The organism is Limnobacter sp. G6BE5S (assembly GCF_058448965.1).
Window position 1 is genome coordinate 204,182 of sequence record NZ_JBZFLM010000005.1, and the last position, 22,750, is coordinate 226,931.

The following is a 22,750-nucleotide window of genomic DNA, read 5'->3' on the forward strand; positions in this document are numbered from 1 at the left end:
CATCAAAGGCGAACTTCGATGTAAGTCGAGTCTCGCAATTGGCGCAGCCATTCCTGATAACTTTCCTCCGACTTGCTGGCTCGAATGGCTTGGCGCGCTGCCTGTCGCTGGCGTTCCTCAGAGGCCGCCTGTTGGCGTCGCTCCACCACCTGAATGATGTGGAAGCCAAAACGACTCTGGAACACGGGGCTAACACCACCAATACTGAGCTGGTTCATTTCCCGCTCAAATTCCGGCACGGTGTCGCCTGGGTACAACCAGCCCAAATCACCACCCTTGGCGGCGGAACCATCTTGTGAATAACGCTTTGCCAAGGTTTCAAATGTTGCGGCTCCGCCTTGCAATTGCTCCAACGCAAAGCTCAGTCTGCGTTTGGCCTCTGCCTCAGTAATGTCGGGGCCAGGGCGAATCAGAATGTGTCGTGCACGTGTTTGTGTCACAGGCGTGCTGTCCAGGGCAGCACCACTTTCACGCCGTTCAAGCATTTTTAAAACATGAAAGCCGTTGGGGCTGCGGATGGTTTGCACCGCATTTGGCTGCCCTTTGGACAGGAATTCAGTAAACAGCGTGGGTACGGCATCAAAACCAGACCAACCCATTTGCCCGGTGCCGTCAATTGCAAGCTCGGGGTTGGCTTGCACAATGGATTCCACGGTTTTTCCGTCTTTCAGTGCTTTCTCAACGGCTTCAACTTTGGCTCGGGCCTGGGTTAGCGTTGCGCCACTGGCGTCGCTGGGGGCTTTGACCAGCAGTTGTACCCAATTGACTTCAGGTTGATTGCCCACCACGCCACCTTTCGATCGGGCGGCCAGATAGTTTTGAATCTCTGCATCGGAGATCTGAATTCTGGCTTCCACTTCGCGTTCGCGCAGGCGGCTCAATGTAATCTCGCTGCGCACCTCTTCGCGGAAGCGGGCTGGTGAAACACCTTCTTCTTGAAGACGTGCCAGAAAGTCCTCAAGCGACAAACCATTTTGCTCGGCCACGCGGGCCATGGCTGCTTCAATTTGGGCTTCTTCAATTCGAATGCCGACTTCTTCTGCTTTCTGTAGCTGGGCCCTGTCCATCACCATGCGATCAAGCACCTGCTTGCGCAATTCGATGCGGTCTGGCAAAGGTGCGCCACGGCGGCTCATCTGCCTTTCAATTAAAGCCACTTGTCGGTTCAATTCGCTGCGGGTAATGATGTCGGTGTTCACCACTGCGACAATGCCGTCGATCGCTGCTGCGCTCGAACCATTGCTTGCGCCCAATTCCGAGCTGAGCTTTCCTGAGGGTAGGTTGGTTGTGGGTGTTTTCAGGCCTTGCGCTTGCGCATGGGTCAGGGCCGCCAAGGCGGAAATCGCGAATAACCAGTGTTGAATGTGCTTCATATTCATAGCTTATTGGGTGCTTGGTGGGTGCTCATTGGGTAATTTGTGAGGAAGAGAAAGGCGTGTACCCAGGTACCTTTCTAGACAACAGGTCGGCGGGGTTGGACCCCAGGCGACCCAATCCATTGAGCTCAAGTTGAACAAAGAGCGAGGTCGTTTCAAGCAAAGGTGCCGTGGCAAATCGTTGCGCAATAACGCGCACCGCCCAGCAACCTTCACCGTATTCCAGGCCGGCAACACCCTCGATCAGGCGGTTGTCCAACATGGAATAGTTTAAACGACCCACCCCGCTCCAGCGGTCAGAGATAGGCCATTGACCAGAAATGTCGAATTGATCAATTTGGGCGCGAGTGTATCGATACCCAAAATTGAGCTGTTTGCCCAGAGAGGGCGCATAGCTGACCGTGATGTTGCCGCGTTCATGGCGACCACTTTCCGCATTGAGCTGTGTGGTGGCATCCAGAAATACGGACTGGCTGATTCGGCCACGGGCGTTGGCAAAAAAGTCGGAATCGCTGGTGGTCGGGGCTTCAAAGCCCTGCAGGATCACGCGTGGCGTGCTCAGGTTTAATCGCTGCCCGCCTGTCACGCTGAATAACTCTTCGCTGGTGGCTTCGTCGTAAAAACGACTGGTTACAGCCAGCGTCAGCTGGTTGGCATCCCCAACGCGATCGAGACCGGAATACCTGTTCTCGGCAAAAATCCGGGTCAGGCTTTGATCGGTCACCGAGGTGTCGAAAATTGGTTGATCAGACTGGTCTTTAAATGGCGTGTACAGGTAAAAAATTCGGGGTTCCAGTGTTTGGTTTACGTTGCGACCAAAAAAGCTTGTTTTGCGGTCGAAGTAAACGGTGCTGTCCAGCGACACAGTTGGAATGACACTGCCCGGTGCTGCGGGCGACCCGGGAGTTTGCCCTTGTAAATCGTAATTGGTGGTCTGAACTGAAACAGCGGGCGTAAACGAGAACTCAGATCGCTGAATCGGCATGAACACCCGGGCTCGGGTAACGCCCCGAGAGCCTTCAACCCGCGCGGGTGCTGAGGATGGGCGCGCAAAGTCGGTGTATTGCCCACTGATCGACACGAATGCATTGGCCTCGCCAATGCGGGTTGGGCTTAGCTCAAGCGTGGCTTCGGGCAGGCGGTCGTAGGGTTCGGCGATGACATCGTTGAACAATTGCAGTGTTTGGTGTGCCACTGTGCGTACATTGGCATTCCAGTTTTTCTGGCGGTACGAGAGGTAGCCTTCTTGCACCAACACACGTTGCGAGGCCACAGCCTGGGTGCGGGAGAAGTCTACGAAGTAGTTGTCGTCCGACACCTCATTGAAATTGACCCCCGCATAGAAGGGGCCCTTCTCGTATCTGTGCAGCAAGGACAAAGCCGTGCGGTCTGTGCCGGTTTTCTCGTCGTCGGGCAAATAATCGTATTTCAGCTCGCCCTCGTTGTTGGGCGTCAAGTAGCGTGTTTGCGTACCCAGCTGGTAGCCTCGGCCCGAGATGACTTTCGGGTACAGGGTCATGTCCTTGTCTGGCGCAATATTCAGGTAATACGGCACTGTTACTTCAAGCCCGCTATTGGACACTGTGCCAAACGAGGGTGGAAGAAAACCACTTTTTCGACGATCAGTCGTTGGGAACGAGAAGTATGGGGCACCTAAAATGGGCACGCCCTGAAACACTACTTTTGCGCCGCGCGCACGGCCCACTTCAGAGGCTTGGTCAATTTCAAGCGAGTCTGCGGTAATGTACCAGTCACCTTGATCAGCCGCACCCGGGTTCGGTACGTCGCACACGGTGTAATTGGGATTCTCAAGAGTAAGGGTGGAAATGCCGTCATACTGCATTTTGTCAGCACGGCCCTTGCCGTTGATTTCCTTCAGCTCGAAGGTGGGCTGTGTCATTTGGCTTTCGCCTGTGCCCAGTTTCACAGAGCCCTCAGGGGCCTTGAGAATCATTCCTTCCTGTTCAATGATCAAGTTGCCTTTGGCGGTGGCACGGTCAGTGATCGGGGAATAATTGATTGAATCGCTGAACAGTTTGAGCTTGTTGCGTCGAACTTCAACGTTGCCTTCAAGAAAGGTTTCTTCGGCACTGTTGCCGTAAAGCCGGTCGGCGGAAATGTAAGTGGCTTCGTCCTCGGGTATCGGATTACGCACCCCCAATAGGCCACCGTCAATTTTTAGGCGTGTGGGGGCTTCGGCTTTTTGTGGCTCCGCACTGGTGGTTTGCGCAAGCGCGGGTGCACCCAGACAGAACAATGCAATGGCAATGGCTGTGGGGCGGGTGGGCACTGAGTGCACTTGCAGTAATTTTTTGCTTTTCTTCAAGCTGGGTATGTACTCAAATAGGTGACGGATCGATCAAGCGCCATAGGATCCTACTATTATAGGCAACTAACTACAAATTAAAGAGATTGGACGGTTTGATGAGCGCCTTGCGTCAAGAAATGTTGAAAAAATGGCTGACAGGCCTGGATGGTTTCGAATTTGACCTTGAAACCTTGCAGGCGGCGTCCAGCGACGCCAGTTTTCGCCGCTACTTTCGGGTAAGCGAGGCGAATAACGCGCGAACCTTGATTGTGATGGACGCCCCTCCCGACAAAGAGGATGTTCGCCCGTTTGTTCATGTGGCCGGGCTGTTGCGCAGCGGAGGTTCAAACGCACCTGAAGTACTGGCGCAAAATCCGGAAGACGGTTTTTTACTGCTTCAAGACTTTGGCAACACCACCATGCTGCAAGGCTTGGTGGCCCGGGCCGGGCAGCACGACACCTTTTACATGCAAGCCATTCGCGATTTGGTTCATTTGCAGGCGAACACGGCCACCACTGGCTTGCCAGCCTACGGTGCTGACAAATTGTTGCAGGAAATGAATTTGTTTGATGATTGGTATGTGGGCAAGCACTACAGCGCCGAATTGACCGATCAGGAGCGCAACTGGCTGGACAGCATCAAGGGCATGCTGATTCAAAGTGCACTGGCCGAACCGCAAGTGTTCGTTCACCGGGACTACCACAGTCGCAACTTGATGTTGACCAGTGAAGCTGGCGCGGCACCCAAGTTTGGCATTCTTGATTTTCAGGACGCAGTAAAAGGCCCGCTAAGCTACGACCTCGTCAGTATTTTGCGCGATGCCTACATTGAATGGCCTGAGGAACAAACCCTGGACTGGACCGTGCGTTACTGGGAGGCAGCACGCAAGGCAGGCTTGCCCATTTGCGAAGATCCCGGCGAGTTTTACCGTCAATTCGATTTCATGGGCTTGCAGCGCCATTTGAAAATTCTGGGCATTTTTGCACGTCTGAATTATCGCGACGGCAAGGCTCAATACCTCAATGACCTGCCCATGGTGTTGCGCTACGTGCGCTTGGTGGCTGGGCGTTACATTGCCTTCAAGCCGCTGTTGCTGTTGCTGGACCGCCTGGAGAACAAGGCTGTGAAAGTGGGGTACACGTTTTAAATGAAGGCCATGATTTTGGCGGCAGGGCGCGGTGAGCGCATGCGCCCCCTGACCGACCACTGTCCCAAACCCCTGTTGCCTGCGGGTGGTAAACCCCTGCTGCAGTGGCACCTCGAGGCCCTGGCGGCAGTGGGGATCACCGAGATCGTGATCAATCACGCGCATTTGGGCCAACAGATCGAAGCGCACTTCAACGATGGCTCAAGCCTTGGGTTAAAGCTGCGGTATTCACCGGAAAGCACTGCGCTTGAAACTGCCGGGGGTATTCGCAAGGCTTTGCCGGCGCTGGGTGACAAGCCGTTTTTGGTGATGAATGGCGACGTGGCCTGTGAATGGCCTGTCGCCACGGCTTTGCAAATTGCAAAAGAATGGCAGCCAGAACAGTTGGCCCACCTGGTGATGGTGCCCAATCCACCCCACAACCTGACAGGTGATTTCGCCTTGCAGGGCAGGGCTGTGAAGCAAGCCGAGCCTGGCGAGGCTGTATTCACTTTTTCAGGCATTGGTGTGTATCACCCGGACTTGTTCAAGCCAGTCCAAGAGGGCGAGGTTGCAAAGCTTGCTCCCCTGTTGCGCCAAGCCATGGCAGCAGGCAAAGTACAAGGTGAGTTATTCAGCGGTTTCTGGATGGACATTGGTACTCCTGAAAGGCTTGAGGAACTCAACCAACGATTGAATTCAGTAAGGAAGCATTAGCATGAGCAGGTACCCCACCCACAATCCCCTGATTTACGCCAAGCGCCGCGAGCAATTGGCTCGCCGATTGAAGAAGATGGGCGGAGGCGTGGCCTTGGTGCAATCGGGTATAGAAGTGATGCGCAACCGCGATGCCGATTATGCGTTTCGCTCGGACAGTTATTTTTACTATCTCACCGGCTTTCCCGAGCCCGAGGCCTGTTTGGCCCTGGTGGTAACGCCCACTGGCAATTCACGTGCAGTGCTGTTTTGCCGTGATAAAAACGAAGAGCGAGAGATTTGGGAAGGTTTTCGTTTTGGCCCGAAGGCCGCGCAGTCTGCCTTCGGCATGCACGAAGCCCACAGCATTGAAGACCTTGAAGAGCACCTGATCGAGACGCTGGCCAACCAGCCCGCCGTGTTTTTGCGTTTGGGTGAAGACGAAAGCCTGGAAGCCGCGGTGGCTGATGTGCTGAAAACCTTGCGAGGCAAAGCACGCATGGGGATTTCAGCGCCGCATGCTGTGCTTGATCTCAGCCATTCGCTCGATGAAATGCGTTTGATCAAAGACAAAACTGAAATGGACATCATGCGCCGCGCTGCGCATATTTCCGCGCATGCCCACATTGCCGCCATGCAGGTGTGCCAGCCGGGCAAGTTTGAATTTGAGGTGGAAGCCGAGTTGCTTTACGAATTCCGTAAAAACGGTTCTGAAGCACCAGCCTATGGTTCAATTGTCGCCTCGGGCGCAAACGCATGCGTACTGCATTACCGGGCCAACGACGCCAAAATGCGCGATGGCGATTTGTTGTTGATCGATGCAGGTTGCGAGCTTGATTGTTATGCATCCGACATCACCCGCACCTTTCCGGTGAACGGGCAGTTCAACAAGGCCCAGCAAGCCGTGTATGAAGTGGTTCTGAATGCACAGTACGCCGCCATTGAAGCCACCAAGCCCGGTGCCCGTTTTAACGATCCGCACGATGCAGCGGTGAAAGTGTTGGCCCAAGGTTTAATCGATTTGAAACTGCTGAAAATGGGTTTCAATGAGGCGCTTGAAAGCGGCGCTTACAAGCGTTTTTACATGCACCGCACCAGCCATTGGCTGGGTATGGATGTGCATGACTGTGGCAGTTACCGAGACCCTTCGGCCAAGCCTGAAGATGGCGTGGCTCCACACACCAGCCGGAAACTGGAAGCGGGCATGGTGCTCACCATTGAGCCGGGTCTGTACATTCGCCCAGGCAAGGGTGTGCCCAAACAGTTTGAAAATATCGGCATTCGCATTGAAGACGATGCCTTGGTGACCCAGAAAGGATGCGATGTCTACACGGCAGACGCCCCGAAGACCGTTGCGGAAATTCATGCCACCATGAAATCGCACAAGAAAAGCGGCAACAAGGCGGCCTAAGCAAACAATGAGAAAAAAATGACTTCGCACACCGATTTTGATGTGGCCATTGTAGGCGCAGGCCCGGTTGGGCTGGCCTTTGCAGGTTGGCTGGCCAACACCTGGGGTGAACATGCCAACCGGATCGCAATTTTTGATGCCAAGCCTTTGGACGCCTCCGCACAAGATCCCCGAATTCTCGCCTTGTCCGACGCAACCCGCCTGCGCTTGGCCAGCCTGGGTTTTCCGGCCGATGCCACGCCTATTCATCACATTCACGTCTCTGAACAATCTCGCTTTGGTCAGGTTCGCATGAAGGCCGATGAACTGGGCCTGCGGGCACTGGGGTGGACAGTGCGTTATGGCGAACTGGTGAATTGTTTGTCTGCATCGCTTGAACGGCGCGGCGTGAAAATTTTCCGGCCTGCCAATGTGAAGTACGCGCACCGCAGCGCAGTCGATTCACTTGAAGTGCTTGAGCTTGAAGATGGCACCGAGTACACCGTTAATTTGCGCGTGGATGCTGAAGGTGGTTTGTATGGTGAATCAGGCGAGCGCGATCAGGTGGTGGATTACGACCAGTGGGCATTGGTCAGCGAGGTCTCTCTTACTGTAGAGCCCGGTTTGCTGGATGGCCTGAATACGCTGGCCTTTGAGCGTTTTACTTCCGAAGGACCATTGGCCTTGTTGCCGATCTCGACGGACCAGCACAAGTATTCGCTGGTGTGGTGTGCACCTTTGGCTCAAGTTCAAAAGCGCCTGGCCTGCAGCGACACCGAGTTTGCTGCTGAGCTTCGACAACAGTTTGGCAGGCGTGTCTCTATTGAGCACATCGGACCCAGAAAAAGCTTTCCTTTGGGTATGAACTGGCGCGACAAATTGGTCCAAGGCCGACGCGTCGCGATTGGCAATGCCGCTCAAATTTTGCACCCGGTCGCAGGGCAGGGCTTGAACCTTGGTTTGCGTGATGCCGTGCAACTTTGCCGCTGCATTGATCCCTCAACTGTTGCACAAGAACATCGATTGAGTGCGGCGCTCGACGAATTTGAGAAGTCGAGGATGGCTGATCGGCAGGTGGTGGTTAAAATGACAGACTGGATGGTGAAAGGTTTTTCCAATCACAATCCCTTGCTGGGCGCAGGCCGACAAATGGCCTTGAACGTGATGGAATTCACGCCGCCCCTTCGAAAGCAGTTTGCTGAATTAATGCTGTTCGGCCTGGCTGTCTAATCTGGAGCGTTTTACCCATGTGGTCTGCCGAGTTGTTGCGTGCCCGCTTTGCCATGTCCGATTTGCCTTGGCAGCCGGAGCCGCTTGAAGAACGGTTTTTTAAAGATCGTGAACCTGCCGATGCAGCGGTACTGGTGCCCCTGGTGCAGCGGGAAGACGATCTGTATGTGTTGCTGACAATGCGCACAGCGCATTTGAATGACCACGCCGGGCAAATCAGTTTTCCGGGTGGTCGCTGCGAGCCAGAAGACGGCACGCCCATTGAAACAGCGCTGCGTGAAACAGTCGAGGAAACAGGCCTGGCCCGGAGCTTCATTGAAGTGCTTGGAATTATGCCTGTGTATCAAACAGCCACCAATTTCATGGTGACTCCCGTTGTGGCGCTGGTTCAACCTGGCTTTACCCTGGCACCCGATGAGTTCGAGGTGGAAGAGGTTTTTGAAGTGCCACTTTCATTTTTAATGAATGTTGAGAACCACCAGCAACGCAGCTTGCAAACACCGGTGGGTGAACGCACTTTTTACGCCATGCCGTACAACTCGCCAGTGAATGGAAAAAACTATTTCATTTGGGGCGCCACGGCCGCCATGCTGCGCAACCTGTACCATTTTCTGCACGCGAAGGCTTAACACTTTGTCTTATCTGGCCCTGCTCATTGCTGTGGTGTGTGAAACCTTCCTGCCCGATGGTTTGTTCACCCGTGCACGCGACTGGGTTGATCGTTTCAATCAAGAACTCGAGATTAACCTTGAAGCCTTGGGTGCTCCAGGCTATGCGCATTTGCAGTGGTTGGTGCCCATGCTTCTTTGGGTGCTGGGCGTGTACTTTTTGTACCAGGTGCTGTGGACAGTTTCCCCGCTCGCGGCGGGCACCCTGAGCGTATTTTTGTTGCTGTACGGTTTGCGTTTTCGGCATTTTGCTGTTGTGTTTACCAATGCACAACTGTTTTTGAATCAGGGCGATTTTTTCCGTGCCCGTGAATTGCTGTTGACCTGGATGAAAGAATACGATGGCACTGAGCCGGTTATTCATCGCCCGGGTGAGCTGGTGTTTCACGCCATTTACCACGGCACCGAGCGCGCCTTGCGTCAGTATTTCAGCCTGTTTTTCTGGTTTTTGGTATTGCCTGGCCCAATGGGTTTGGTGGTGTATTCAATGGCGCACTGGAGTGTGATTCGAGAGCGCGATGTTTGGTTGGCTCAGGCCTTTGCTCACGAGCGACCCACCATGCAAGAAGCCTGGGAGAGCAATAAATTCAAGGCTTTGATTAGTCCCAGGTTTGTTTTATTTGCCATGGAATGGCTTCCCGCGCGCTTGTTGGCCTTAACCGTGGGTTTGGTGGCTCAGCTTGACGATGCTGCACTGGCTTGGCGAGCTGCGAAAAACCACAGTCGTTTTTCAAATAGGGCACCGCTGACCGCAGTGTTTTTTACGGCGGTGGGATTGGTGGGTGGGCATGCATTCGACCCCGCTTCAAAAGCAGCGTCAGAAGGGCAGGTGCTGAGTGAGGAAACCCAGGTTCAGTCACTGCAGCAGTTTCGTCAGCTTATATTCAAGTGCGCCGTGGTGTGGTTAATGGTGACCTTGGCGTTTGCAGTTCTTGGCTGGTTGCCCAGCAGCGTGCTGTAAGGTTTCAATAATTGTGACTGGCTTCTTCCAGTTCCGCTTTCAGCATTTGGTATAGCTCATACCGTGCGGGGCTTAAAGTGCCATCTTCCAGCCCGTTTTTCACGGCACAATCGGGTTCGCGTTTGTGTTGGCAATTTGCAAAGCGGCATTTGTTGCCTTCCTCACGAATATCGCTGAACGCATTCAGCAAGTCCGACTCGCTCAGGTGGTGTAATCCAAATGCCTGAAATCCTGGCGAATCAATCAACTCCAGGGCCTGTTCACCGAAATGCATTTGGGTGTGGGTGGTGGTGTGCTTGCCTGCATTCAAGGCCATTGAAATTTCGTTGGTTGCAGCCAATGCGTTCGGTATCAGCAAGTTGATCAATGTTGATTTACCCATGCCCGACTGCCCCAAAATCAGCGTGCGTTTTCCTTCCAGTAAGGGCTGCAATAGCGCCTCAGTTTCGGCAGGCCGTTCGGTGACGCTGATGTAGTGGGTTGGTACTTCACCCAAGGTGATTTCAAACAACTCCTGGTCAACTGCATTCAGCGTTTCAGTGTCGCCTTCCAGAATGTCCACTTTGTTGAACAGAATGGTGAGTGGCACGTCTGCATGTTTGCAGGCCGTCAGCGTACGGCCCAATAACTCGGGCGAGTAGGGCGGGCTAATGGCCAGCATCAACAGCACACCGTCCAGGTTGGCTGCAAACATTTTGCTCTTCAGGGCGTCCGATCGGTAAACCAGGTTTTTGCGGGGTTGAATGTCTTCAACCCAGGCTTGCATGTCGCCACTGGGCAAAATAATAATTTCATCACCCACGGCCACCTCTCGCCGCTTACCCTTGCCATACACCTGCCAAATGGTGCCGCTTTCATCGCGCGCCAGAAAATGCCGTCCATAGCTGGCCACCACCAAGGCATTCAGCAAATCGGGATTGCCTGAGTTTTTTCCGTGATTACCGGTTTGTTTGCCCTTGTAAGTGGGGCGCACTTTGTTAAGGGATGAGTTAGCCAATGTGTTTCAGCGCATCATCAAGTTTGGCGGCACAAATCCAATCGTTGTCAGTAATGCCGTTGGCACTGTGGGTGCTCCACTGCACTTTTACGCGGTTGTAGCTGAAGGTCACTTCGGGGTGGTGATCTTCATCGTCGGCCAAATGGGTAATCGCATGCACTGCCAGCTTCACACCTTCGAAATTGGCAAATGCATATTGTCGCCACAGTGTGCGGGCCAACTCACCCTTCGCATCAAACTCAACCGACCAGTATTCAAACTCATCCAGTTGTGCCTCAATCTCGTCAGCATTCCACGCGTGGCCCTCGCCCAAATGTTGGCAGCGCACATGCAGCCAGTCTTCTGGTGAGCGAACCGGTTTGGGCGCGCTCATTGGGCAACCTGCAAACTGTTCAAACGGCTAATTCGAATGGACGCCGGCGGGTGGCTGTCGTAAAACGCCGAATGAAGTGGATCCGGTGTTAGCGTAGACGCATTGTCTTGATACAGCTTTACCAAGGCACTCACCAAGTGCTGGGGTGCGCTTTGTTGGGCTGCATAGGCATCCGCCTCAAATTCATGTTTGCGGCTAAGCCAAGACATCACTGGGCGAATCGGGAAAGTAAAGTAGGGTAATACCATCATGAACAACACCAAGGCCATGGCTTGCGCGCCATTGGCCAAATCGGGATTCACGCCCAATTCAGAATAAAACCACGGTGTATTGGCCAGCACGCCAAGTACATAGAACATGACAAGGCTGCCAATGCCTGAAAAAGCCAAATGCTTCACGATGTGTTTTTTCTTGAAGTGGCCAAGTTCATGCGCCAACACGGCTTCAATTTGATCGTCGTTCAGGCGGGAAAGCAGGGTGTCGAAAAACACGATTCGTTTGGCTTTGCCCATGCCGCTGAAGTAGGCATTGCCGTGGCTGGAGCGTTTGCTGCCGTCCATCACAAACAGGCCGTTTGAATCAAATCCGCAACGCTGTAGCAGGTCAATGATCCGCTGGCGCGTTGCGCCGTCCTCAAGTGGCGTGAACTTGTTGAAAATGGGGGCTATCACGGTGGGGAACAGCCACATCAACAGCAGGCTGAAACCAAACCACAAAGCCCAGGCGTAAACCCACCACTGCTGGCCAGCTTCGCGCATCAGGTAGAGCACAGCGAACACCAGCGGGCCGCCAATTAGCGCGCCCACCAACAGGCCTTTTAGCCAGTCGCCAATGAACAAGCCCTTTTTCATGCGGTTAAAGCCAAAACGTTCTTCAAGCACAAACTGTTTGTAATACGACAGGGGCAAGTCGAGTACGCTGCCAATCAAACCCACTACGGCAATCAGCAACAAACCCGCCAAAATACCCTCTGCGGTGGTGCTCGTGAAACTTTGAATCCATTCCAGACCGCCCAACAGGGTGAAGCCCATCAAAATGGTGGCCTCAATCAGCACGTTGACCATGCCCAAGCGGGTTTTGGCAACAGAGTAGTCCGCAGCCTTTTGGTGGTCTTGCAAGCTGATCTGTTCACTGAATTCGGCTGGCACTTGCGCGCGGTTCATGGCGATGTGCCTCACCTGGCGACTGGCCAGGTACAGGCGAAGTGCCACACTTAAAACCACAGTCAGAACAAAGACTTCAGTAAAAACCATTTCTTGCTACCACCCTTGATTAATTTGCGCTTCAATGCCTGTGAGACAATACCGTTCTCTTAAGATTCAAACTCAAAGCTCAAGCAAATTATGTCACAAGCCACGCCAAGTTCCACCCCCGTTGAAACCAAGATTCCCCGCGACGACAATCGACTGGTGTGGGTTGATATGGAAATGACCGGGCTAGACCCGTTTAACGACAAAATCATAGAAGTCGCGGTGGTGGTGACCGACAGTGAATTGAATGTGTTGGAAGAGGGGCCTGTGCTGGCCATTCACCAAGCCGATGAAATCCTGGCGGGTATGGATGCCTGGAACACAAGTACCCACGGCAAGAGCGGCCTGACTGCGCGCGTGAAAGAATCCACTATCGATGAAGCCCAGGCCGAGGAATTGTTGATTGAGTTTTTGGTCAAGTACATTGGCCCAAATAAAAGTCCCATGTGCGGCAACAGTATTTGCCAGGATCGTCGCTTCATGGCCAAGTACATGCCAAAGCTGGAAGCGTATTTTCACTATCGAAATCTGGATGTCAGCACACTAAAAGAATTGTGCAAGCGCTGGAACCCCACAACAGCCCGAAAATTTGTGAAGAAGACCAAACACACTGCCTTAGCCGATATTCACGAATCAATTGATGAACTTCGCTTTTACCGGGAACATTTTATTGTGGCGCCAGAGTCGAAGGCGGACACGGCAACTCCGGCAACGCCTGCGGCCTGATATCAAGGGCATTGCGCTGGCGCATCACATGGGCCAGTAACAGTGCCAAGCAGACACTTGCCAGCAACAAGCCCCCGGCGCTGGCAATCCAGAAACCCTGCGACTTTAAGGGGTTTTGTTGCCAAACGCCCAGCCACATTCCTCCGCCAATGCCCACAAACCACAGGCTGATCAGGTAAATCAACATGGGGCGAGCCGATACCCGGTAGGCACGCAGGGAGAATGAGCAGAGCGTTTGAGCAGCATCAATGAAGTGGTAGGCAATCACCCACGGCATCAAGCCCAGTGCAACTTCAATGGTTTTTGTGTCTTTGGTGTAAAACGAAATCAATTCCCGATCGAATACATACAAACCCAGGCACACAAAGGTTGCGACCAGCATGGCTGTCTCAATGCCTCGCTTCACGATGACACCGGCGTACCGGTTATGCCCCGCGCCAATTTGCTGCGAGGCCAGAACCGTGGTGGCATTGCCCAAGGACAAACACACCATGTAAGCCATTGCCACCATATTGGACACAATTTGATGGCCGCCCAATTGATAAACATCAAAGCGTGACACCAGCAGTGCAATCACCGTGAATGAGCTGACCTCAATCAGATAAGAACCACCAATTGGCAAGCCAAGCCGAAGAATCTGCCCAAGTCGATGCCAGTCAGGCTTCAAGCTTCGAATGGATTTGAATTCCCTGTAATGCTTGTCGAACAGCCAAATGAAGGCTGAAATACCAAGCACCAGCCACATGGTTGCCGCTGTGGCCCAGCCAAATCCGGCTGCACCCATGGCCGGTAGGCCCCACCCACCCTGCATGAACCAAATGTTCAGAGGGATTTTCAGCAACAGCATGAGCACTTGCAGTGCCACCACAATTTGTGGGCGTGAAATAGACTGGTTCAGCGCATAAAACACGCGAAACACCAAGGCTGCGGGCAAGCCCCAGGCAATGCCAAGCAGGTAGCCACGGGTGTCCTTGGCAATGTCTAAGGGCGTGTTGGTGAGCTGGAATATTGGGTCAGGATTGAGCAACACGGCCATGCCAATGCTGCTCATGGTGAGTGCAAGCCACACACCTTGCACAGCGTCCTCTCCCACTTTGCGGTAGTCTCCGGCGCCGAAGTGAGCAGAACAGATGGGAGTCAGGCCAATAATGACGCCCATCAAACCCACATAAAGGCTGATGTAAATAGACGACCCCACTGCCATGGCCGCCAGCACGTCGGGTCCAGCTTGCCCGGCCATCAGGGTGTCGACAAGACCATTGCCCATCACGGCCAGTTGCCCCAGTAAAATGGGCAAGGCCTGGTTCAGCAGCGCTCTGCGTGGCCGGTTTTGGGCGAATAAAACAACATGACTGGCCATGCCAAACCTTTAACGACCGTTGCTTGTTGCCTGGTGGGTTCGCGCGTAAAGGAAGAAGAACTCGTGACGGTCCGAGTTTCGGTTGCCGGTCCAGATCAACTCCCACTGCTCTGATGCCTTGGACTCAAAATCCACCTTGATCTTCAGGCTTTGGCGGGTGTCGTCTTGTACAAGCAAGTACTCGCATTCCGCAGCTTCCTTGAATTGCCCCTTGCGAATGAAATCGACGTTGGCATGGTACTGAAGTGTAGCTCGCTGTGCATAGCCCAGATTGTAGTCACCCACACACTCCCTGCCAGCGGCTGCCTGGTGGTTCTCTACGGCGTAGGTGATTTCCTCGCCCAGCACCTTGAAGCTTTTTGCATAGTCAATTCTGGGGATCCAGAGCGTCATCATGAGCAGCCACAGCAAAATAACGCCACCAGTGGTCAATACCATGGGGCGCCATAGGGCACGGCTTCCTGAGGCGGTGCGCCAAATGATTAGCCGAACCCAGGCAATGCTGGCCAAAAAAGCCAGCGCCAGTTCAAGACCGATGACATCGGGCACATAACCAGGGGATAACTTTTCGAAGTTGGCGGCTATTTTTGCCGGGAATCCGAACGTGGCAGCAGTCCAGCCCAGCCAAACCAACACAGCTGCGAAGGTGAACCACAGCACTGCAAACCAGTCGATCAGGCTGATCAAGCCCCGTTTCATGGTTGAAAGCCCGATTGCTGCCAGCACCGAAAGGGGTGCCAGCAATGGGAAATAGTTGGCTTCGTCTGCAGGATTGGTGATCAACAAAACCACGACACCAGCCACTGCGCCGGCCAAAGGAATGCGAATTGAGGGTTCGCTCAACGCCTTTCGGTAGCGCCAAATGGTCCAGCACGCCATGGGCAAAATTGGCCATAAAAACCAGGTCAGGGTTTTCAGGGTGACCACCAGTTTGGGTAAGTCAAACGATTGGCTCGGGTCCAGAATCAGGAACCTGCGTACATTCCATTCATTCCAGGCGTTCCACCACAACTCGCCGTTTTTCTGACTCATCAACCAGAAAAACCAGATTGCGAAAGGCACCGCGAACACGGCGGCTGCCCTGGTCATGCGCCGAAGCAATCCAAAACGCAGAAAACTGTGAGTTGTCGAGCTGACAAGCAGCAGGAGCAAGAATGGCAAGCAGTGTGCCCAGCCCCGCGCAAAAAAGGCAATGGCGATGCCTGCACCCAGCATCCAGCCCGCGCCAATTGGGCGGTCGAGCGAACGCACAGCGCCCAGCAACATGATTGAAATGCCAGCCAGCTCGGCTATTTCCGGCACTTGCATATGCGATCGAACCAGCAGGCCCAGTGTGCCCAAAAAGCAGAGCACCGACGCATCCGCCACCGCGCGGGCATAATCAACGCGGGTGGGGGCTGTGCCAAGGGGGTCTTCAGGTTGCAATTCAACACGCTTGGCGAGACGGTAGGTGGTATTCCAGATGGCCCAGCCAGCCAGAATCATCCAGAACACATTGCCCAGTCGCATGGCATCGTCGAGCCAGTTGTATGGAAGGTTGATCCACAATGCGATTTTTCCGAACACCCCCGATAGCCATGCGGACAACAGCCCCCCTTCGACATAAAGGCGATCGCCAATTTGTGAAAGTGCCCATTCCGAGAAAGGCAATTGGGACAGGGTAAAGCTTTGCCCGAAGCCGGCTGCGTCGTCGGGTTTCCAGGGGGTGCGCGCAAAAAGCCCTGGCAGGACATAGAGCAAAATCAAGCCCCAGAGGAGCCTGCGCGACAAACGGGTGTTGTTGGCTGCGGTGATGACCATATTCTTATTGTGTCCGGAAAAACAAAAGGCAGCCAGTTTGCCTGAGCTGCCTTTGTATGATCACTTGCGCGAAAAATTACTTCTTGAAGCGATCGAAGCGACGACGGAATTTCTCAACGCGACCAGCGGTATCCACGATTGTGTTTTGTGCGCCAGTGTAGAAGGGGTGAGATTCAGAGCTCACGTCCAGCTTGATCAAAGGATATTCCTTGCCTTCGTGCTCGCCTGACTCGCGGCTAGGCGCTGTTGAGCGGCAAATGAATTTGAAGCCGTTGGACATGTCCACGAACAACACTTCGCGATAATTTGGGTGAATGCCATCTTTCATGAGTTTCTCCGTTGCAGCCAACCTGGCGGTTAATTGGTCAAAATGCCAATCGACAAAGCCAAATCACTTGCTGGTTAATTAGGTAACCGATGATTATAGATTTACGTAGCAAGCTGGTCAAGTAGATATTTGACACAACCACTCAGGTCGGGTGTTGTTCACCTGTTGGAGTTCGTCACTTGCTTAGGGGGCAATTTTGGTGCGTTATCGCTCCAAAATGGTGCATCTCAATCTCCATCTAGATTCCACTATCATGAAAAAAGAAATTACATTGGTTCAGAAAGCCCTGGGCATTTGCGCTGTAGTGTCGGCAATCATCGTTGTTTGCCTGATTTGGGTGACCACTCAAATGAATAGCCTGGTGGAACTTGAAACTCGAGGTACCGCGGATATCGTTCAGGAAAACAAGGTAAGCCGTTTGATAGCGCAGGCCAACCACCACACCACAAAAATGGCGTCATCATTTAAAAATGTGCTGTTGCGTGGCGAAGGCGAGGGGGCAGCCGACAAATACAAGAAAGAATTCAATAAATTTGTTCAGCAGTTTGATCAAACCGTTGCGGAGTTGCTCGAAGTGCCGGTGGTGCTTAACAATGCCGAACGTGTCAAACAAATTCAGGCTTGGAAAGCAGATTTTTCATCAGCTGCCACTGCATATGGAAAGGCCTTGCAGGTTTACGATCCTTCTGTGCCTTTTCAGTATCGCGACCTCGACAAAATGGTTAATGGAATTGATCGACCTGTGGTGAAGGCCGGTTTGACCATCGAAGAGCAAGGCTTGCAGGCTCAAGCGGCGGCAATTAAAGCATTGACTACTCAAATTCATTCCGAAACAAACAGTCTCCTGTATACCCTGTACGGCGGCATGCTAGCCACATTGATATTCCTCTGTGGCAGTTTGATGCTTTATGCCCGTTCAGTAAAAAGAAGTTTGGGTGTCGAACCGGATTTTTTGGCCGAGCAAGCCCGCAAAATCGCCTCTGGCGATTTGCAGTGCAGTGACATGGCTAACTTGAAATACGAATCGAGCAGCGTGGTCGCGGCCTTTGAGAAAATGCGTTTGAGTTTGATGGAACTGGTTCGGGATATTCGAGAGCGAACGGCAGCGGCGGAAACCAGCCTTAATACCATTCGTCAGCAGCTTTCCGTGGTGGATGATTCAGCAGTTGAGCAATCCAATTCCAGTGCAGTAATGGCAGCAGGCATTGAAGAAATGTCGGCCAACATTGTGCAGTTGTTTGATGTGGCAGAGCAAACCAAATTGGCCGCAGAAGGCTCTAGCTCAGAGTCCGAATCAGGCTTGGCGCTTGTGGTGAGCACATCAAGCGATGTTGAGCAAACTGCCCAAGGCGCAGAAAAATTGAGCAACACCGTGCATGAATTGGGTGCTCAATCTGACCAAATCAGCCAGATTATTTCGGTAATTGAGGAAATTGCTGAGCAAACCAATTTGCTTGCGTTGAATGCGGCCATTGAAGCAGCGCGCGCTGGCGAGCAAGGCCGCGGATTTGCCGTGGTGGCTGACGAGGTCAGGCGGCTGGCAGAGCGCACCACGCAGTCCACCTCTGAAATTGAGCAAATGGTGGGTACCATTCAGAAGGGTACTCAGAATGTGGTGACGGAAATGACCGGTTGGGCAGTCAAAGTGAGTTCAAGTTTGAGTCGAATGAATCAAACCCGGGATTTGATGGGCGCTATCAAGCAACGAGCTGGTGATGTGAAGGTGTTGGCCTCTGAGGTAACCAATTCCTTGTCCGAACAGCGTTCGGCTTCCAGCCAGTTGTCAATTCAGATTGAGAAATACGCAGCCATGTCCGAAGAAAATGCCAATTGTGTTGGCGAAATTCGAAAATCACTGCTTGACCTGACCGGCGCGTTTTCACAGTTGAACGCACAGTGCGAGAAATTCAAGGTGGCATAAAAAAACGCCAGTCCGACTTGTTCTGGACTGGCGTTTTGTTTGCAAGCAAGTAATGCTCGGTAGTAGCAATTACATGCCCATGCCGCCCATGCCGCCCATACCACCCATTCCGCCCATGCCACCCATGTCAGGTGCTGAAGGCTTGTCATCCGCTGCATCAGCAACCATGCAATCGGTGGTCAACATCAACGAAGCAATTGACGCTGCGTTTTGCAATGCAGTGCGGGTAACCTTGGTTGGATCCAAAACACCCATGTCAACCATGTCGCCGTACTCGCCAGTGGCTGCGTTGTAACCGTAGTTGCCTTCGCCGCCCATCACGTTGTTGGCCACAACAGATGATTCCTCACCTGCGTTGGTCACGATCATGCGCAGTGGCTCTTCCATGGCGCGCAGAACAATCTTGATGCCTGCGTCCTGGTCTGGGTTTGAACCCTTCAAGCCTTCAATCTTCGCACGAGCGCGCAGCAATGCCACACCGCCGCCTGGCACAATGCCTTCTTCCACCGCTGCGCGTGTTGCGTGCAGGGCGTCTTCAACGCGTGCTTTCTTTTCTTTCATTTCAACTTCAGTGGCTGCGCCAACCTTGATTACCGCAACACCGCCGGCCAACTTGGCCACACGTTCTTGCAGTTTTTCACGGTCGTAGTCAGAAGAAGACTCTTCGATTTGGCCGCGAATCTGCTTCACGCGCGCTTCGATGTTTGCGCCTTCGCCAGCACCGTCGATAATGATGGTGTTTTCTTTGCCCACTTCAATGCGCTTGGCCTGGCCCAGGTGTTCCAGGGTTACAGTTTCCAGGCTCATGCCGGTTTCTTCAGCAATTACAACGCCGCCAGTCAAAATGGCGATGTCTTCCAGCATGGCTTTGCGGCGGTCGCCAAAGCCAGGTGCCTTCACTGCACAAGTTTTCAAAATGCCGCGAATGTTGTTAACAACCAAAGTTGCCAAGGCTTCGCCTTCGATGTCTTCAGCAATAATCAACAGTGGGCGACCAGCTTTGGCCACTTGTTCCAATGTGGGCAGCAAGTCACGGATGTTGCTGATTTTCTTGTCGTGCAACAGCACGAATGGGTTGTCCAGTGCAACAACCTGCTTTTCCTGGTTGTTGATGAAGTAGGGGCTCAGGTAACCGCGGTCGAACTGCATGCCTTCAACCACGTCCAGTTCGTTGTCCAGGCTCTTGCCGTCTTCAACGGTAATGACGCCTTCCTTGCCTACTTTTTCCATGGCTTCGGCAATGATGTTGCCGATGGATTCGTCGCTGTTGGCAGAAATGGAGCCAACCTGAGCAATTGCCTTGGTCGTTGCGCAGGGCTTGGACAAGGCGCGCAATTCAACGATTGCGGCAGTTACTGCCTTGTCGATACCGCGCTTCAAGTCCATTGGGTTCATGCCGGCGGTCACGAACTTCATGCCTTCTTTAACAATGGCTTGTGCCAGAACCGTGGCGGTTGTTGTACCGTCACCAGCGTTGTCGGAAGTGCGTGAAGCAACTTCTTTCACCATTTGTGCGCCCATGTTTTCGAACTTGTCTTTCAGTTCGATTTCTTTGGCCACGGAAACACCGTCTTTGGTGATGGTGGGGGAGCCGAATGAACGCTCAAGTACCACGTTGCGGCCACGTGGGCCTAGGGTTACTTTCACTGCGTTGGCCAATATGTTTACGCCACGCACCATACGGCTGCGTGCGTCATCGCCGAAAAATACTTCTTTAGCTGCCATGATTAATCTTCCTCTTGAATTCAGTGTAATTAGGCTTCAATCACGCCCATGATGTCTTCTTCGCGCATAACCAGCACTTCCTTGCCATCTACCTTGATGGCTTGACCGGCGTATTTGCCGAACAGAACGCGCTGGCCTACTTGCACATCCATCGCGATCAGCTTGCCGCTGTCGTCGCGCTTGCCTGGGCCTACTGCAATCACTTCACCTTGATCTGGCTTCTCGGCGGCTGCTTCTGGAATCACGATGCCAGAGGCTGTAGTGCGCTCGCTCTCGAGACGCTTCACGATCACGCGATCATGCAACGGACGAATGTTCATGGATACCACTCCTAAATTTGTCTTTTAAAAAGAATTGCTTAGAGAAACTGACGGATGTGTTGTTAGCACTCAACGTCATCGAGTGCTAATAATAGGGGCGGGGGGAAGGTATTTCAAGGGGAGGGGTGAAAAAAAGTTGCCTGCAAGCGGGGTGTCAGTCACTTTTGTTTACACTAGAGGTCGATTTAACCTTGCATCCCAAAGAATGAACAAAGCCAAGTCAGTTTTTATTGTCCTGTTTCTCATCCTGATCAACCTCAGTTTGCTGCACGTGGCCACCATGAGTTGGCATAGCCCACTGGGCCCCGGCTGGATCGGTGTCTTTGTATTGGCCTTACCCAATTTTTATTTGTTCGTGTGGATGTTCATGAGACGCAGGGCGCGTACGTCCCGCAACCTCCATTTCCTTATGGCCAGCAATTTGATGGGCATTGCGTTGGTGCTTACCGATCCTGCAATGGAATCCGATCCGTGGCCACTTGTGATTGGAAATCTGATTTTCTTTGGCAGCATTGCCTATATTTTCTGGTATTCCAATTTGGGCGAGCGTAGCAATGCAGAGCTAAAAGAAGGTGAAAAATTACCTGTGTTTCAGCTTCAAACATTGGAGGGGGAGAGTTTTTCGAGTGAGCAATTCAAAGGCTCGGCCTGGCTTCTCATGTTCTACCGAGGTAACTGGTGCCCCTTGTGCATGACACAAATTGGCGAAGTGGCCGGGCGCTATATTGAGCTTGATCGCTTGGGTGTGAAAGTCGCCTTGATCAGCCCGCAGCCCGAATCGAAAACCCAGGAACTGGCCAAGCGCTTTAAAGTACCCATGAAATTTTTTGTTGATACCGAATTCAAGGCCAGCAAGAAACTGAAGTTGATGCATGAAAACGGTGTGCCGTTTGGCATGAATTGGCTGGGACATGGCGAAGACACGGTACTGCCCACGGTGTTGATCATCAACAAACACGGTCGAATTGTGTATTCAGACCAAACTTCAAATTACCGGGTTCGGCCCGAGCCCGAGCAATTTCTGGAAGTGGCACGCCAAAAGCTGGTTGGCGCCGAGTCCTGATTCTTAACGTGAGCCGCTGGGTGTCGCGGCAGCTTGTTCAGCAGCAGCCTTGCGAATGCTGCTGATCAACTCTTTGCTGATTCGGCTTTCCATGCGACGGTGAACAGGTTCAAGTGCCTTGCGCCACAACTCGATTTCAGCGCTGCTCAGAATTGTAACTTTGGTGTTCTTCGATTCCTTTACTTTGTTCAAAGCCTGGGTATTGAGTTTTTCCGCCTCGTCATCGTTTTTGCGTGTGGCATCGACCATGCATTTTTCCAGTGTGGTGCGTATGTCTGCAGGCAAGCTATTCCAGAATTTGCGGTTCACAATCACGGCATAGCCCAGGTAGCCGTGGTTGGTTACGGCAACGTATTTCTGAACTTCATGCATTTTCTTCGAATAAAGATTGGAAGGCGGGTTTTCAGTGCCATCTACCAAACCCGTTTCCAGTGCGGTGTGCACATCTGAAAACGCCAGCGGAATGGGTGTAGCGCCCAGCGCTTCCATTTGGGCCTCCAGCACTCGGGACGGTTGAATGCGCATTCGTTTGCCTTTCAAATCCTCTGGCAGGCGCAGTGGTGTATTTGCACTCATCACCTTAAAACCGTTGTCCCAGTACGCGAGCCCCAAAATTCCGCGGTCTTCAAGCTGGGCCAGAAGCTGTCGTCCAATGTCGCCTTGGGTTACGGTTTTAAGAACCTGGCGGTTCGGGAAAATGTATGGCAGGTCAAATACCTCGAAATCACGCATGCCCAATTGCCCAAATTTGGCCAGTGAAGGCGCCAGCATTTGCACCGCACCCAACTGAAGAGCCTCGAGCTCTTCTCGGTCCTTGTACAGTGAAGAATTTGGGTAAACCTCTACCTTTACTCGTCCGCGAGTGCGTTCTTCAGCAAGCCTCTTGAATTCCAGTGCCGCAATCCCCTTGGGTGTGTTTTCATCGACGACATGGCTGAACTTGATAAAAATAGGGGGCGCCGCACTGGCGGGTGCCAAGGCAACACCGTGAAGTCCGAGTAGAAGTCCAAGAGCTGACAAATATTTCATATTGCGGCTTGTGTGTAGGTATTCATTGAAAATTCCAGAGTAGGGCAGTCCTCACCATTGTGGGTTTCCACATCCCTTGAAATCTTTTTGCCATTTCGTGGC

20 protein-coding genes are annotated in these 22,750 nt (G+C 52.9%); 9 read left to right on the forward strand and 11 right to left on the reverse strand.

Annotation, left to right across the window (positions count from 1 at the left end; translation table 11 throughout):
- Positions 1–2: 2 nt before the first annotated feature.
- Both ACVL1J_RS10690 and ACVL1J_RS10695 read right to left on the reverse strand, forming a co-directional pair.
- Positions 3–1,373, reverse strand: a complete 1,371-nt coding sequence (locus ACVL1J_RS10690) for a peptidylprolyl isomerase (RefSeq protein WP_341236314.1) — start codon at positions 1,371–1,373, stop codon at positions 3–5.
- 31 nt (positions 1,374–1,404) lie between these two features.
- A complete protein-coding gene (locus ACVL1J_RS10695) occupies positions 1,405–3,702 on the reverse strand; it encodes an LPS-assembly protein LptD (RefSeq protein ID WP_159572865.1) in 2,298 nt (765 codons plus the stop codon).
- A 98-nt stretch (positions 3,703–3,800) separates the two neighbouring features.
- Here ACVL1J_RS10695 and ACVL1J_RS10700 point away from each other — a divergent pair, with 98 nt between their 5' ends.
- Genes ACVL1J_RS10700 through ACVL1J_RS10725 form a run of 6 tightly spaced genes read left to right on the forward strand, consistent with a single transcriptional unit; the run spans position 3,801 to position 9,756 of the window.
- Positions 3,801–4,832, forward strand: a complete 1,032-nt coding sequence (locus ACVL1J_RS10700) for an aminoglycoside phosphotransferase family protein (protein ID WP_341236312.1) — start codon at positions 3,801–3,803, stop codon at positions 4,830–4,832.
- Positions 4,833–5,528: an N-acetylmuramate alpha-1-phosphate uridylyltransferase MurU gene (murU, locus tag ACVL1J_RS10705; protein WP_341236311.1), complete on the forward strand. Its 696-nt coding sequence runs from the start codon at positions 4,833–4,835 to the stop codon at positions 5,526–5,528.
- A 1-nt stretch (position 5,529) separates the two neighbouring features.
- Complete coding sequence (locus ACVL1J_RS10710) at positions 5,530–6,918, forward strand: aminopeptidase P N-terminal domain-containing protein (protein WP_341236310.1); 1,389 nt, start codon at positions 5,530–5,532, stop codon at positions 6,916–6,918.
- A gap of 18 nt (positions 6,919–6,936) precedes the next feature.
- Positions 6,937–8,127, forward strand: coding sequence for an FAD-dependent monooxygenase (locus tag ACVL1J_RS10715; protein ID WP_341236309.1), 1,191 nt, complete (start codon positions 6,937–6,939; stop codon positions 8,125–8,127).
- A 17-nt stretch (positions 8,128–8,144) separates the two neighbouring features.
- Complete coding sequence (locus ACVL1J_RS10720) at positions 8,145–8,756, forward strand: NUDIX hydrolase (RefSeq protein WP_159572872.1); 612 nt, start codon at positions 8,145–8,147, stop codon at positions 8,754–8,756.
- Positions 8,757–8,760: 4 nt separating this feature from the next.
- Complete coding sequence (locus ACVL1J_RS10725; RefSeq protein WP_341236308.1) at positions 8,761–9,756, forward strand: CobD/CbiB family protein; 996 nt, start codon at positions 8,761–8,763, stop codon at positions 9,754–9,756.
- Between the two features lie 4 nt (positions 9,757–9,760).
- Here ACVL1J_RS10725 and rsgA read toward each other — a convergent pair whose 3' ends face one another.
- The 3 genes from rsgA to ACVL1J_RS10740 are packed head-to-tail and all read right to left on the reverse strand — an operon-like array spanning position 9,761 to position 12,379.
- The gene (gene rsgA, locus ACVL1J_RS10730; RefSeq protein ID WP_159572876.1) at positions 9,761–10,753 is read right to left on the reverse strand and encodes a ribosome small subunit-dependent GTPase A; all 993 of its coding nucleotides are present in this window, start codon (positions 10,751–10,753) and stop codon (positions 9,761–9,763) included.
- Entirely contained in the window at positions 10,746–11,126 is a 381-nt protein-coding gene (locus tag ACVL1J_RS10735; protein ID WP_341236307.1) for a 4a-hydroxytetrahydrobiopterin dehydratase, read from the reverse strand. Before ACVL1J_RS10735 ends, rsgA begins: the two co-directional genes overlap by 8 nt.
- Complete coding sequence (locus ACVL1J_RS10740) at positions 11,123–12,379, reverse strand: M48 family metallopeptidase (protein WP_341236306.1); 1,257 nt, start codon at positions 12,377–12,379, stop codon at positions 11,123–11,125. Before ACVL1J_RS10740 ends, ACVL1J_RS10735 begins: the two co-directional genes overlap by 4 nt.
- 90 nt (positions 12,380–12,469) lie before the next feature.
- On the opposite strand from ACVL1J_RS10740, the gene orn reads away from it, so the two are divergent.
- A complete protein-coding gene (gene orn, locus ACVL1J_RS10745) occupies positions 12,470–13,102 on the forward strand; it encodes an oligoribonuclease (protein ID WP_341236305.1) in 633 nt (210 codons plus the stop codon).
- On the opposite strand, the gene ACVL1J_RS10750 is transcribed toward orn, so the two are convergent.
- The 3 genes from ACVL1J_RS10750 to ACVL1J_RS10760 form a co-directional block, all read right to left on the reverse strand.
- Positions 13,044–14,462, reverse strand: coding sequence for an MATE family efflux transporter (locus tag ACVL1J_RS10750; RefSeq protein ID WP_341236304.1), 1,419 nt, complete (start codon positions 14,460–14,462; stop codon positions 13,044–13,046). The two genes, orn and ACVL1J_RS10750, sit on opposite strands and share 59 nt — an antisense overlap.
- 9 nt (positions 14,463–14,471) lie before the next feature.
- Positions 14,472–16,262 (reverse strand): hypothetical protein, encoded by a 1,791-nt coding sequence (locus ACVL1J_RS10755; RefSeq protein ID WP_341236303.1) that lies wholly within the window; start codon positions 16,260–16,262, stop codon positions 14,472–14,474.
- 76 nt (positions 16,263–16,338) lie between these two features.
- On the reverse strand, positions 16,339–16,590 hold the full coding sequence (locus ACVL1J_RS10760) for a type B 50S ribosomal protein L31 (RefSeq protein WP_159572888.1): 252 nt from the start codon (positions 16,588–16,590) through the stop codon (positions 16,339–16,341).
- 253 nt (positions 16,591–16,843) lie between these two features.
- On the opposite strand from ACVL1J_RS10760, the gene ACVL1J_RS10765 reads away from it, so the two are divergent.
- Positions 16,844–18,511 (forward strand): methyl-accepting chemotaxis protein, encoded by a 1,668-nt coding sequence (locus tag ACVL1J_RS10765; RefSeq protein ID WP_341236302.1) that lies wholly within the window; start codon positions 16,844–16,846, stop codon positions 18,509–18,511.
- Between the two features lie 69 nt (positions 18,512–18,580).
- On the opposite strand, the gene groL is transcribed toward ACVL1J_RS10765, so the two are convergent.
- Both groL and ACVL1J_RS10775 read right to left on the reverse strand, forming a co-directional pair.
- Positions 18,581–20,236, reverse strand: coding sequence for a chaperonin GroEL (gene groL, locus ACVL1J_RS10770; protein WP_341236301.1), 1,656 nt, complete (start codon positions 20,234–20,236; stop codon positions 18,581–18,583).
- 29 nt (positions 20,237–20,265) lie between these two features.
- The gene (locus ACVL1J_RS10775; protein ID WP_159572892.1) at positions 20,266–20,556 is read right to left on the reverse strand and encodes a co-chaperone GroES; all 291 of its coding nucleotides are present in this window, start codon (positions 20,554–20,556) and stop codon (positions 20,266–20,268) included.
- 205 nt (positions 20,557–20,761) lie between these two features.
- On the opposite strand from ACVL1J_RS10775, the gene ACVL1J_RS10780 reads away from it, so the two are divergent.
- On the forward strand, positions 20,762–21,619 hold the full coding sequence (locus ACVL1J_RS10780) for a peroxiredoxin family protein (protein ID WP_159572894.1): 858 nt from the start codon (positions 20,762–20,764) through the stop codon (positions 21,617–21,619).
- Between the two features lie 3 nt (positions 21,620–21,622).
- Here the strand turns inward: ACVL1J_RS10780 and ACVL1J_RS10785 are convergent, their stop codons facing one another.
- Positions 21,623–22,648, reverse strand: a complete 1,026-nt coding sequence (locus ACVL1J_RS10785; protein WP_159572896.1) for a TRAP transporter substrate-binding protein — start codon at positions 22,646–22,648, stop codon at positions 21,623–21,625.
- Positions 22,649–22,750: the final 102 nt, after the last annotated feature.

Coding starts and splice junctions, on each gene's coding strand:
- ACVL1J_RS10690 (WP_341236314.1), bottom strand. CDS start 1,373: ATGAAGCACATTCAACACTGGTTATTCGCGATTTCCGCCTTGGCGGCC.
- ACVL1J_RS10700 (WP_341236312.1), top strand. CDS start 3,801: ATGAGCGCCTTGCGTCAAGAAATGTTGAAAAAATGGCTGACAGGCCTG.
- murU (WP_341236311.1), top strand. CDS start 4,833: ATGAAGGCCATGATTTTGGCGGCAGGGCGCGGTGAGCGCATGCGCCCC.
- ACVL1J_RS10710 (WP_341236310.1), top strand. CDS start 5,530: ATGAGCAGGTACCCCACCCACAATCCCCTGATTTACGCCAAGCGCCGC.
- ACVL1J_RS10715 (WP_341236309.1), top strand. CDS start 6,937: ATGACTTCGCACACCGATTTTGATGTGGCCATTGTAGGCGCAGGCCCG.
- ACVL1J_RS10720 (WP_159572872.1), top strand. CDS start 8,145: ATGTGGTCTGCCGAGTTGTTGCGTGCCCGCTTTGCCATGTCCGATTTG.
- ACVL1J_RS10735 (WP_341236307.1), bottom strand. CDS start 11,126: ATGAGCGCGCCCAAACCGGTTCGCTCACCAGAAGACTGGCTGCATGTG.
- ACVL1J_RS10740 (WP_341236306.1), bottom strand. CDS start 12,379: ATGGTTTTTACTGAAGTCTTTGTTCTGACTGTGGTTTTAAGTGTGGCA.
- orn (WP_341236305.1), top strand. CDS start 12,470: ATGTCACAAGCCACGCCAAGTTCCACCCCCGTTGAAACCAAGATTCCC.
- ACVL1J_RS10750 (WP_341236304.1), bottom strand. CDS start 14,462: ATGGCCAGTCATGTTGTTTTATTCGCCCAAAACCGGCCACGCAGAGCG.
- ACVL1J_RS10755 (WP_341236303.1), bottom strand. CDS start 16,262: ATGGTCATCACCGCAGCCAACAACACCCGTTTGTCGCGCAGGCTCCTC.
- ACVL1J_RS10760 (WP_159572888.1), bottom strand. CDS start 16,590: ATGAAAGATGGCATTCACCCAAATTATCGCGAAGTGTTGTTCGTGGAC.
- ACVL1J_RS10765 (WP_341236302.1), top strand. CDS start 16,844: ATGAAAAAAGAAATTACATTGGTTCAGAAAGCCCTGGGCATTTGCGCT.
- groL (WP_341236301.1), bottom strand. CDS start 20,236: ATGGCAGCTAAAGAAGTATTTTTCGGCGATGACGCACGCAGCCGTATG.
- ACVL1J_RS10775 (WP_159572892.1), bottom strand. CDS start 20,556: ATGAACATTCGTCCGTTGCATGATCGCGTGATCGTGAAGCGTCTCGAG.
- ACVL1J_RS10780 (WP_159572894.1), top strand. CDS start 20,762: ATGAACAAAGCCAAGTCAGTTTTTATTGTCCTGTTTCTCATCCTGATC.
- ACVL1J_RS10785 (WP_159572896.1), bottom strand. CDS start 22,648: ATGAAATATTTGTCAGCTCTTGGACTTCTACTCGGACTTCACGGTGTT.